Genomic DNA, 9,901 nt, shown 5'->3' on the forward strand with positions numbered 1-9,901 from the left:
TCGTTCCGGTTGTTTTCCCGGCCCGTGTCGCTCTGACTTGGATAAAGTTACACGGCGCCAAACCGGGGATCAAATCGGGGGTCCCCCAAAGCCTCCGGTCGGCCCGTTTGGGCGCGGAAACCGTTGTGGCCCAATGGTTCTCCACGCGGCCCATCCGCCCGCGAGCCTGTGCGCACCGCTCCGGGCGCCGAACCCCTCCGACGGCCCCGGACGGCCTGTTTCCGCTGATCAACCGGCATGTACCGACACCTGCCGTTCACTTATGACCCCTGGACACCCTGGGAAAGTCAATGTTTGTGATCGCGGTCACTTCTGCCCCGGAATCGGACTACTCCCCGAGTAGAGGTAGTCACGGTGCGCACTCGCGCCAGGTCGCAGCCGGTCGGTCCGCCCACGAGGTGGGCCGCACACGAGGAGGACCCCCATGTTCAGACGCACGTTCGCCCTGGTGACCACCGCCCTGGCCGTGGGAGCCGGGGTGATCGCCGGAGCCGCCCCCGCCTCGGCGGCCCCCGCGCCCGCCCCCGCCGCGGTCGTCACCCTCACCTACGACGACAGCCTGGCGGCCGAGTTCAAGTCCGCCGTGGCCCAGGGCGCCGCCAACTGGAACGCGTCGGTCACCAACGTCCGCCTCGTCAAGGCGGCCTCCGGCCAGCGGGTCAACATCCGGGTGATCGCCGACAACGGCTGGCCCCGCGCCACCCTCGGTCCGGTCCGCCCCACCGGCTCGGGCACGGTCTGGTTCGGCCGGGAGGCGGTGAACGACGGCTACAACGTCGTCCGGATCATCACCCACGAGTTCGGCCACAGCCTCGGGCTCCCCGACCGCCGCACCGGTCTGTGCTCGGACCTGATGTCCGGCAGCTCGGCCCCGGTCAGTTGCGCCAACGCCCTGCCCAACGCCACCGAGCGCGCCCAGGTCCAGCGCAACTACGCCTCGGCCCTCGTCGCACAGCCCGCGCGGACGACGATCCTGGTCGACGCCGCCTGACCCGGCACCACCCCGACGGCCGCGCCCCGCCCGGGGCGCGGCCGTCGTCGTTCGCGGGTGGTGGGCGCTGTGGATGACTGGGAACGAGTGGTCCTTGCGGGCTCCCGGATTGCGGTGAAATGGTGGAGGGGCGTTCGGCCGGTCGTCCCACCGGTCGGCGCATTCCCGATTCCACCCTGCGCGGTTCCGACCGCAGAATCGAGAACTCCCCTCATGAAGCGTTTGTTGGTCGCTGCCCTCTCGCTGGCCGCGCTGGTCGTCGGCGCCCCCGCCGCGCTGGCCGCCCCCGCCCCGCCGTCCGACCCGGTGCTGACCCCGACGATCATCGGCGGCGGCACCGCCTCCAACGCCCCGTGGGCGGCCCGGCTGTTCTCCAACGGGCAGCAGTCGTGCTCGGCGACGATCATCGCCCCGCGCTACGTGCTCACCGCGAAGCACTGCGTGGCCAGCGGGACGATCAGCTTCCGGATCGGCAGCCTGGACCAGACCAGCGGCGGCACCCTGGCCAACGCGGCCACGATCTACCGCCACTCGGCCTCGGACCTGGCGATCGCCTACCTCGACCGCAGCGTCTCGGCCACCTACGCGCCGCTGGGCACCTCGACCGACGTGCGGGTGGGGCAGAACGTGCAGGTCTACGGCTGGGGTGCCACCTGCACCAACCAGCCGGAGATCAACTGCCAGTCGCGCTACCTGAAGGTGGCCACGGTCAGCGTGCGCAGCACCAACGCCCGGGACGCCTACAACGGCGTCGCGGTGCAGGCGACCCGGGTCAACGGCATCACCGCGGGCGGTGACTCCGGTGGTCCGATGTTCGGCAACGGCCGCCAGGTCGGCGTGGCCTCCACCAGTGACCGCGCCACGGTCACGAACTACACCAACGTGACCACCTACCGCTCGTGGATTCGGTCGATCGCGGGCGTCTGATCCCGCGGCTCGCACTGATCCGTCGCGGGAGCGGGGGTCCGGTTCGCCGGGCCCCCGCTCTTCGTCTTCCCGGTCAGCGCGGGCAGGTGTTGAGCATGGCGTTGAGGGCCGCGATTTCGCGGTCGTCCGCCGTGAGGTGGTACTTGACCTTGACGGTGGTGTAGGCGGTCGCGTACTCGCAGGAGTAGGCGTCGGTGGGGCGCCATTGCGCCGGGTCGCTGTCGCTCTTCTGGCCGTTCGACCTGGCGGAGACGGCGACCAGGTTGGTCATGTCGTTGTAGTAGGCGTTGCGCTGCTCGGCGCTCCAGCCGCGGGCGCCGGAGCGGTTGGCCTCGGCGATGGGGACGATGTGGTCGATCTGGAGGTCGGCGGCGTCCTTGGCCTGGACCCCGTCGTAGCGGCTGGTCCAGCAGGCGGTGGTCGGGCAGGTGGGTCGGCACTGGGAGTCCACGGCCACGCCCTGGCCGTCGCGGGCGAGGACCTGTTCGCGGGTGTTGCACTTGGTCTTGGGGTCGTAGGCCCAGTCGCCCCAGTCATCGCGGTTGTAGTGGGCGCCGGTGTCCTCGGGCTTGGCCGCGCCGAGTTGCGCCATCAGGGCCGCGCGGTCGCCGGAGGCGGCGGGGGCGGCCGGGGGTGCGGAGGTGGGAGATGCAGGGGCCGCGTCCTCGGTGCCGATGGGCACCTTGCACCCGGCCAGGGTGAGCAGCGCCAGCAGGACCACGGGAATGCATCTATGCACGTTCACCTGCATAGCGTCCCGTGGTCGGGGCACCCCCGCCGGACAAGCGAACGGGCTTCCGCCGACCGGCGGAAGCCCGTTGCCGCTGCTCGACCAGCGGTGGCCTAGTGCGCCACGGCCTTCTCCGCGCCGACCCCGGTCAGGGCGCGCACCTCCATCTCGGCCTGCTTGCCCGGGTCGCGCTCCTTGGACAGGACCGTGCCCAGCCAGCCGAGCAGGAAGCCCGCCGGGATCGAGATGATGCCCGGGTTCTGCAGCGGGAACCAGTGGAAGTCCACGCTGGTGATCATCGACTTGGCGGTGCCGGAGACCGCCGGGGAGAACACGATGAGCACGATCGAGGAGATCAGCCCGCCGTAGATGCTCCACAGCGCGCCGCGGGTGTTGAACCGCTTCCAGAACAGCGAGTACAGGATCGTCGGCAGGTTCGCCGAGGCCGCCACGGCGAAGGCGAGCGCCACCAGGAAGGCGACGTTCTGCCCGTTGGCGAGGATGCCGCCCGCGATGGCGACCGCGCCGATGACGACCGCGGTGATCCGGGCGACCCGCACCTCCGCGGCCGGGGTGGTCTTGCCGCGGCGGATGACGTTGGCGTAGACGTCGTGGGCGAAGGAGGCCGACGCGGTGATCGTCAGCCCGGCGACCACGGCCAGGATGGTGGCGAAGGCGATCGCGGCGATCAGCCCGAGCAGCACCGGCCCGCCGAGGGCCTGGGCCAGCAGCGGCGCGGCCGAGTTGACCCCGCCGGGTGCCTTGCTGATCGTGTCCGGGCCCACCAGGGCGCCCGCGCCGTAGCCGAGGACCAGCGTGAACAGGTAGAACACGCCGATCAGCCCGATCGCCCAGACCACCGAGCGGCGGGCCTCGCGGGCGGTGGGCACGGTGTAGAAGCGCATCAGCACGTGCGGCAGGCCCGCGGTGCCCAGGACCAGCGCGATGCCCAGGGACAGGAAGTCGAGCTTGCTGGTGCCGGTGGCGCCGTACTGCTTGCCGGGGCTGAGCAGCTTCTCGCCGACCGCGCCCGCCTTGTCGACCGCGCCCTGCAGCAGCGAGGAGAGGTTGAAGCCGTACTTGGCGAGCACCCACAGGGTCATCACCAGGGCGCCCGCGATGAGCAGCGCGGCCTTGATGATCTGCACCCACGTGGTGCCCTTCATGCCGCCGACCAGCACGTACACGATCATGATCACGCCGACGACGGCGATGACCAGTGCCTGGGCGCCGGTGCCGGTGACGCCGAGCAGCAGCGCGACCAGACCGCCCGCCCCCGCCATCTGCGCCAGCAGGTAGAAGAAGGACACGATGAGCGTGGACGTGGCCGCCGCGGCCCGGACCGGGCGCTGCTTCATCCGGAACGCGAGGACGTCGCCCATGGTGAACTTGCCGGTGTTGCGCAGCAGTTCGGCGACCAGCAGCAGCGCCACCAGCCAGGCGACGAGGAAGCCGATCGAGTAGAGGAAGCCGTCGTAGCCGTTGACCGCGATGGCGCCCGCGATGCCGAGGAACGACGCGGCGGACAGGTAGTCGCCCGCGATGGCGATGCCGTTCTGCGGGCCGGTGAACGCCCGGCCCGCGGCGTAGTAGTCCGAGGCGGACTTGGTGTTGCGGCTGGCCCGGAACACGACGACCAGGGTGATGACCACGAACGCGGCGAAGATGCCGATGTTGAGCGCGGGGTTGTTGCCCTCCACGCTTTGGGCGAGGGTCATCCGGCACCTCCGGCGGGGGTCGCGCCCTCGATGTCCTCGCGCAGCTTGGTGGCCAGCGGGTCGAGCTTGCGGTTGGCGTAGCGGACGTAGACGCCGGTGATGACGAAGGTGGAGGCGAACTGGAGCAGGCCGAGGATGAGCCCGACGTTGACGTTGCCGAAGACCTTGGTCGCCATGAAGCCGTGGGCGTAGTCGGCGAGCAGCACGTAGACCAGGTACCAGAGCAGGAAGAACCCGGTCATCGGGAACACGAAGACGCGTAGTCGCCTGCGCAGCTCCACGAACTCCGCGCTGGACTGGACCTCCGACCAGTCCCGCTCGTCCGGTGGCCGTTCGGTCGAACTCATGGTGCCTCCTCGCACAGGGTTTCGCCGGAGAGGCTAGGGAGGGACGCACGGACGGTGAACGGTCAGCGGCTCAACCGTCGTGTCACACGACGAACGGCTGACGAGCGGCGGGTGGCCCACGACGAGTGGCCCAGGTCACGTCCGTCAAGCTCTCGTTCGGGTGATGGTGTGCTGGTGGTCCGGCTGCCGCGCTCGACCAGGTGCAGGCGCAGCATGGCCGCGGCGGCCCAGGGCGGCGGCCTGCCCAGCAGCGACACCCCGATCATGGTGGCGAAGGCCAGCGGCACCGCCCACGGCGCGGGCTGGGCGATCAGGATGGCCAACCACCCGTGCGCGGGCGGTCCGAACAGGGACGCCACGATGCCCCCGGAGGTGGCCAGCAGCCCGGCGGTGACCCCGGCGATGGCGCCCGCGGCGGTGAGCCGCGACCACCACACCCCGAGCACGAGCAGCGGGCAGAAGGTGGCCGCGGCGACGGTGAACCCCCAGGTGACCAGGACGCCGACGTCGATCCGGGCGGACGGCAGGGCGAGCAGCACCACGACCGCGGCGGCGGCCACCACGGTGAACCGCAGCCTGCCCACGCCCCCGGGCACCAGGTCGTGCGAGATGGCCCCGGCGACGACGAGGAGCAGCCCGAGCGAGGTGGCCAGGAACGCGGCGAAGGCGCCCGCGGTGAGCAGCGTGGTGAACACCGCCCCGGTGGTGCCCGCGTCGACCTGCGCGGGCAGCGCGACGACGGCGGTGTCGGTGGCGCCGCTGAGGTGCAGTTGCGGGACGAGCACCGCGCCGAGCAGCCCGTAGACCCCGGGGAAGAGGTAGAAGACGCTGAGCAGCCCGACGGTGATGGCCGCGGTGCGGCGGGCGGCGCGGCCGTCGGGGCTGGTGTGGAAGCGCATGAGCACGTGCGGCAGGCCCATCGTGCCGAGCACCGTGGCGAGCAGGATGGCCCAGGTGGTCAGCAGCGGGTACCCCTCCTCGCCCAGGTGCAGCAGCGGTCGCCGCCAGTCCGCGCCCCCGGGCGCCGCGCCGCCGCGCACCCCCGGCACCGCCGCCCCCTCCGGGAACACCAGGGTCTGCCCGGCGGTGACCCGCAGGTCTCCCGGCGGGTAGGTGCGCGACCCATCCGGCGTGCCGACGGTGAGGGGTTCGCGGACCTCCAGGGTGACTTCGAGTCCGAAGGAGACAGTGGTGTCGCGGGTGAAGTGGGTGAACTCCACCGGGTGCACCGCGTCGTGGCGCACCTGCGGTCCGACGGAGAGCAGCAGCCAGATCGCCGGGACGATGAACAGCACCAGCTTGAAGCAGAACTGGAACGCCTGTACGTAGGTGGCCGCGCGCATGCCGCCCACGGCGAGGGTGACGCTGACGACGGCGGCGGCGATCACCACCCCCACCCAGTACGGGGTGCCGCTGACGACGCTGAGCACCAACCCCGCGGTGCGGAACTGGGGCACCAGGTAGAGCCCGGCGATGACCAGCACCACCACGGCGCTGAGCACCCGCAGCGGCCGCGACGCCAGCCGCGCCTCGGCGAAGTCCGGCACGGTCACCGCCCCCGACCGGCGCATCGGCGCGGCCACCAGCACCAGCATCGCCACGTACCCGGCGGTGAACCCGACCGGGTACCACAGCGACCCGACGCCGTCCTTGACCACCAGCCCGGCCACCCCGAGGAACGACGCCGCCGACAGGTACTCCCCCGACACCGCGGCCGAGTTCACCAGCGGCGAGACCCGGCGCGAGGCGACCAGGAAGTCCGACGTGGTCCGCATCGCCGCCACCCCGCGCAACCCCACCAGCAGCGTGACGAGCACGACCGGTGCCACGGCGAAGACCGCGATCACCGCACCGCCCGGCGCTGGTCCCGGCGCCCCGGCGTCACGGCCGGTCCTCGACCCGTTCGGCGTGGCGCAGGTGCCAGCGGGCCAACCACACCATCGCCGGGAACGGCACCAGGACCAGCGCGGGCCACGCCACCGGGATGCCCAGCAGGCGGACCTCCGCGAGCACCGGCAGCGCGCCCAGCAGCACCGGCAGGCCGAACACCAGCGCGCCCAGCGCCGCCACGGCCACCGCGGCCCGACGCCGCTGGGCGGCGAACACGCGCAGCGCCCGCTCGGCGTCCGCCGGGTCGAGCGCGGACGGCCGCCACGCGGTGTGCGCGCGGCGGCGGGCGTGGGCGAGGCGGGTCTGCGGGCTGGTCACCGCCACGCGGCGCTGCTGGGTCACCCGCTCAGGCCCGCCTGCCGAGTTCACCCCGGCGGGCGGCGAGCAGCAGGCGCTCGCGCAGCGGGCGGACGCAGCGGCGGCTGACCGGGACGTCGCCGACGTCGGTGTGGGCGAGCATCCCGCCCACGGAGTCGCTGCGCAGCTCGCGGACGGCGTCGAGGGCCAGCAGGTAGCCGCGGTGGACCCGGGAGAAGCCGAAGTCCTCCCAGTACTCCTGCAGGCGGGAGATGGGGATGCGGACCGGGTGGGCGCCGGTGGGGGTGTGCAGGCGGACGTAGTCGCCGTGGGCCTCGGCGAAGCGGACCTCGCCGCGGCGGACGTAGCGGGTGCGGCCCTCGGCCTCGACCGGGAGGGCGGGCATGGTGTCGGGGGTGCTCGGCTCGGTGCGCGGGGCCGGGACGGCGGTGCGGGTGGCGACCATGCGCCCGACCCTGGCCAGGGCGTCGGCCAGGCGCTCGGCGCGGACGGGTTTGAGCAGGTAGTCGACGGCGCCGATGCCGAAGGCGGACACGGCGTGGCCCTCGTGGGCGGTGACGAAGACGATCACCGGGGGTTCGCTGAGCCTGGCCAGCAGCGACGCCAGCTCCAGGCCGCTGAGGCCGGGCATGGAGATGTCGAGGAACACCGCGTCCGGCGGGTCGGCCTGGATGCTGCGCAGCGCGCCCAGCGCGTCGCCCGCCGCGCGGACCTCGGCCACCTCCGGCGCGGCCCGCAGCAGCCTGCACAGCTCGTCGAGCGCGGCCCGCACGTCGTCGACGGCGAGCACCCGCAGCCCGGCACCCATCACGGCATCACCCCCGGGGAGAACATCGGCATCCGCACCAGGACGCGGGTGCCCGCGCCCTCGGCGGTCTCGACCACCAGCCCGTACCACGGGCCGTAGACCTCGCGCAGCCGCCGGTCCACGTTGGCCAGCCCGACGCTGCCGGACGGGCCGCGCCCGGCGAGGACGGCCTCGGCGTGCGCGGGCGCCATCCCCGCGCCGTCGTCCTCGATCGAGATCAGGCAGTCGGCGCCCTCGGCCTCACCGCGCACCTGCACCAGCCCGCCGACCCCGCGCGGTTCGACGCCGTGGCGCACGGCGTTCTCCACCAGCGGTTGCAGCACCAGGTACGGGATCGCCACGGCCAGCACCTCGGGGGCGACGCGCACCTGCACCCGCAGCCGGTCGCCGAGCACGGCGCGCTGCAGGGCCAGGTAGGTCTCGATGGCGTGGAACTCGTCGGCGACGGTGGTGTACTCGCCGTGCCCGGAGAGGCTGTAGCGGTTGAAGTCGGCGAAGTCGAGGATCAGCTCGTGCGCCCGGTCGGGGTCGGAGTGCACCAGCGAGGAGATGACGGTGAGCGCGTTGTAGACGAAGTGCGGGGAGATCTCCGCCCGCAGCGCCCGCAGCTCCGCCTGCGCGGCCTGCTCGGCGGAGGCCTCCAGCCGCGCCCGCTCCACGGCGGCGGCGACCCAGTCGGCCACCTCGCGGACCGCCCCCACCCGGACCGCACCGGCCACCACCAGCGCCCCGGCGACCTCGTCGTGCACGTGCAGCGGCACCGCGACCAGCGGCGGGCGCCCGGCCCTCGCCTCCCCCTGCCGGGCCGCCTCGACCAGCTCCGCCCAGCGGGAACCGTCCGGGGTGCGGCCGGACCAGACCGGTTCGCCGGACAGGTCGGCCAGCCCGACGGCGTCGGCGTCGAGGAGCCTGCGCACGGCCCTGGCCGCCGCCCGCACCCCGGCCCCGGACAGGCCGTCGGCCAGGTCGTCGGCGATGCGGCGGGCCGTGCCGAGCACCGAGGCGGGGTCGGTCCGCACCCACGGCAGCCGCGACCGCGCGGCGGCGCGCTGCTCGGGCACGGTCACGATGGGCTCCCCCGGGGTCGGTTCCGTAGATGTTAAGACCCGAGTGGGGGTGCGAACAGGTGACAATCCGGCACGCTCGGTGCTGCGGCGGCGCGGGTGCCCTTTGTGGATGGTGGTGTTGTGCCAGGTCGCGAGCAATGGCGAGGCAGATCGGTACCCGATCGGGGCGTGTCGGCCGCTCACCGTTTCGAGTGATCATCAGCGGGGTACGCAGCCGGGGATGGCAGAGATCAGGATCGGCACCTCCGGCTGGACCTACCCCGAGTGGCGCGGCGGCTTCTACCCGTCGACGCTGCGCCGGGGCAAGGAACTCGAACACCTCGCGGCCCGCCTCAACTCGGTTGAGGTGAACGGCACCTTCTACGGCCTGCGCGGCCCGCACGTGTTCCGCTCCTGGCGCGACCGCACCCCGGCGGACTTCGTCCTCGCCGTCAAGGGCCCCAAGGTCGTCACGCACACCCTGCGGCTGCGCGACCCCGGCGAAGCCCTCACCGCCTTCCTGGACTCCGGCGTCGCGGAACTGGGCGACAAGCTCGGGCCGCTGCTGTGGCAACTCCCACCCACCCTGGCCTTCGACCGCGACACCGTCGCCGCCTTCCTGGACCTGCTGCCCCCGGTGCGGCACGCGATCGAGGCCCGCCACCCCAGCTTCCAGGACGACCGCTACTTCGACTTGCTCCGCGACCACGGGGTGGCCTCGGTGGTGGCCGACTCGGCGGGCCGCTTCCCGCTGCTCACGGAGCTGACGGCCGACTTCGCCTACGCCCGCCTGCACGGCCCGAAGACCCTTTACACCGGCGACTACCCCCCGGAGACCCTGCGCAAGTGGGCGGCGGCCATCCACACCTGGTCGGCCGACCTCGACGTGTACGTCTACCTCGACAACACGATGAGCGGGCACGCCCCGACCAACGCCGTGGAACTGAGCCGCCTGGTCAAGGGCGAACCGGACCCGGTGTGACCGGGGTTGTGTCCCGGTCGCGCTGGGACTTGTCTCAGAGCCTGGGGGTTTGGTGGGGGTGCCGGGTGGGTGGGGGTGCTCGGCCGTGCTTGTGTCCCGCAAAGCCCGGTCGTTTGTCGTGGGTGCCCGGCTGGGTGGATGTGT

General features: G+C 72.7%; 10 protein-coding genes. 3 read left to right on the forward strand and 7 right to left on the reverse strand.

The window, feature by feature from the left end; genetic code table 11:
- Positions 1-424 precede the first annotated feature (424 nt).
- Both UO65_RS08610 and UO65_RS08615 read left to right on the forward strand, forming a co-directional pair.
- Positions 425-991, forward strand: a complete 567-nt coding sequence (locus UO65_RS08610; protein ID WP_035280422.1) for a snapalysin family zinc-dependent metalloprotease — start codon at positions 425-427, stop codon at positions 989-991.
- A 213-nt stretch (positions 992-1,204) separates the two neighbouring features.
- Positions 1,205-1,918 (forward strand): S1 family peptidase, encoded by a 714-nt coding sequence (locus tag UO65_RS08615; RefSeq protein ID WP_035280424.1) that lies wholly within the window; start codon positions 1,205-1,207, stop codon positions 1,916-1,918.
- A 73-nt stretch (positions 1,919-1,991) separates the two neighbouring features.
- Here the strand turns inward: UO65_RS08615 and UO65_RS08620 are convergent, their stop codons facing one another.
- The 7 genes from UO65_RS08620 to UO65_RS08650 form a co-directional block, all read right to left on the reverse strand.
- A complete protein-coding gene (locus UO65_RS08620; RefSeq protein WP_052020916.1) occupies positions 1,992-2,669 on the reverse strand; it encodes an HNH endonuclease family protein in 678 nt (225 codons plus the stop codon).
- Between the two features lie 92 nt (positions 2,670-2,761).
- Positions 2,762-4,366 (reverse strand): solute symporter family protein, encoded by a 1,605-nt coding sequence (locus tag UO65_RS08625; protein WP_035280425.1) that lies wholly within the window; start codon positions 4,364-4,366, stop codon positions 2,762-2,764.
- Positions 4,363-4,713 carry a DUF485 domain-containing protein gene (locus UO65_RS08630; RefSeq protein ID WP_035280426.1) on the reverse strand — a complete coding sequence of 117 codons (351 nt, stop codon included), beginning with the start codon at positions 4,711-4,713 and terminating at the stop codon, positions 4,363-4,365. The genes UO65_RS08625 and UO65_RS08630 overlap by 4 nt, the downstream gene beginning before the upstream one ends.
- Positions 4,714-4,775: 62 nt before the next feature.
- Positions 4,776-6,560, reverse strand: coding sequence for a sodium/solute symporter (locus UO65_RS08635; RefSeq protein WP_035280428.1), 1,785 nt, complete (start codon positions 6,558-6,560; stop codon positions 4,776-4,778).
- A gap of 34 nt (positions 6,561-6,594) precedes the next feature.
- Positions 6,595-6,945 carry a hypothetical protein gene (locus UO65_RS08640; protein ID WP_035280430.1) on the reverse strand — a complete coding sequence of 117 codons (351 nt, stop codon included), beginning with the start codon at positions 6,943-6,945 and terminating at the stop codon, positions 6,595-6,597.
- Between the two features lie 4 nt (positions 6,946-6,949).
- Positions 6,950-7,729 carry a LytR/AlgR family response regulator transcription factor gene (locus UO65_RS08645; RefSeq protein WP_035280432.1) on the reverse strand — a complete coding sequence of 260 codons (780 nt, stop codon included), beginning with the start codon at positions 7,727-7,729 and terminating at the stop codon, positions 6,950-6,952.
- Positions 7,729-8,796, reverse strand: a complete 1,068-nt coding sequence (locus UO65_RS08650) for a histidine kinase (protein WP_084175401.1) — start codon at positions 8,794-8,796, stop codon at positions 7,729-7,731. The genes UO65_RS08645 and UO65_RS08650 overlap by 1 nt, the downstream gene beginning before the upstream one ends.
- A 220-nt stretch (positions 8,797-9,016) precedes the next feature.
- On the opposite strand from UO65_RS08650, the gene UO65_RS08655 reads away from it, so the two are divergent.
- The gene (locus tag UO65_RS08655; protein WP_035280434.1) at positions 9,017-9,757 is read left to right on the forward strand and encodes a DUF72 domain-containing protein; all 741 of its coding nucleotides are present in this window, start codon (positions 9,017-9,019) and stop codon (positions 9,755-9,757) included.
- Positions 9,758-9,901: the final 144 nt, after the last annotated feature.

This window comes from Actinokineospora spheciospongiae (assembly GCF_000564855.1).
In the GTDB taxonomy this organism is placed as follows: Bacteria; Actinomycetota; Actinomycetes; order Mycobacteriales; family Pseudonocardiaceae; genus Actinokineospora; species Actinokineospora spheciospongiae.

Bases quoted from the DNA above. Each gene is read 5' to 3' on its own strand.
- UO65_RS08610 (WP_035280422.1), top strand. From the start codon at position 425: ATGTTCAGACGCACGTTCGCCCTGGTGACCACCGCCCTGGCCGTGGGA.
- UO65_RS08615 (WP_035280424.1), top strand. From the start codon at position 1,205: ATGAAGCGTTTGTTGGTCGCTGCCCTCTCGCTGGCCGCGCTGGTCGTC.
- UO65_RS08620 (WP_052020916.1), bottom strand. From the start codon at position 2,669: ATGCAGGTGAACGTGCATAGATGCATTCCCGTGGTCCTGCTGGCGCTG.
- UO65_RS08625 (WP_035280425.1), bottom strand. From the start codon at position 4,366: ATGACCCTCGCCCAAAGCGTGGAGGGCAACAACCCCGCGCTCAACATC.
- UO65_RS08630 (WP_035280426.1), bottom strand. From the start codon at position 4,713: ATGAGTTCGACCGAACGGCCACCGGACGAGCGGGACTGGTCGGAGGTC.
- UO65_RS08645 (WP_035280432.1), bottom strand. From the start codon at position 7,729: ATGGGTGCCGGGCTGCGGGTGCTCGCCGTCGACGACGTGCGGGCCGCG.
- UO65_RS08655 (WP_035280434.1), top strand. From the start codon at position 9,017: ATGGCAGAGATCAGGATCGGCACCTCCGGCTGGACCTACCCCGAGTGG.